The following is a 465-nucleotide window of genomic DNA, read 5'->3' on the forward strand; positions in this document are numbered from 1 at the left end:
CACAGGGAATTGCGTTCATCCAATCACTCGTTTTGCCGTTCGATAATCGCCCAAAACCCGCAAATCGCAATTGAACCGATCCCGGGCCGCCCTTCACCATCGCTCGCACAAAACCAATAACAACAGGTTCGATGCCATGTCCCCACGCCCTGCACCGTCCGGCTGATCCTCGGTCGCTTTAACAACCTGGCCCCACCGTACCGTTCGCACCCAAAAGATGCGGCAACAACTCGCCTCGTCCACAAAAAACAAGAGACAACGCCCATGAAGCCCACACAGCACCTGTTCCCCAGCCTCATCGCCGTCGCCTTGAGCGGCACCGCCCTGCCCGTCCTGGCGGCGGAGTCGGGGTTTGTCGAAGACGCCAAGGCCACGCTGAACCTGCGCAACTTCTACTTCAACCGCAACTTCACTAACGACAACGCCGCCCAAGGCAAAGCCGAAGAATGGACCCAGAGTTTCATC

The 465-nt window shown here is 58.1% G+C and carries 1 protein-coding gene; it reads left to right on the top strand.

Going from position 1 to position 465, the window contains the following annotated elements:
• Nucleotides 1-264: 264 nt before the first annotated feature.
• On the top strand, nucleotides 265-465 hold a 201-nt coding region (locus tag OC610_RS28815), incomplete at its 3' end, for an OprD family porin (protein ID WP_264433212.1).

Origin of the sequence: Pseudomonas agronomica (assembly GCF_025917275.1) — a bacterium.
GTDB lineage: Bacteria > Pseudomonadota > Gammaproteobacteria > Pseudomonadales > Pseudomonadaceae > Aquipseudomonas > Aquipseudomonas agronomica.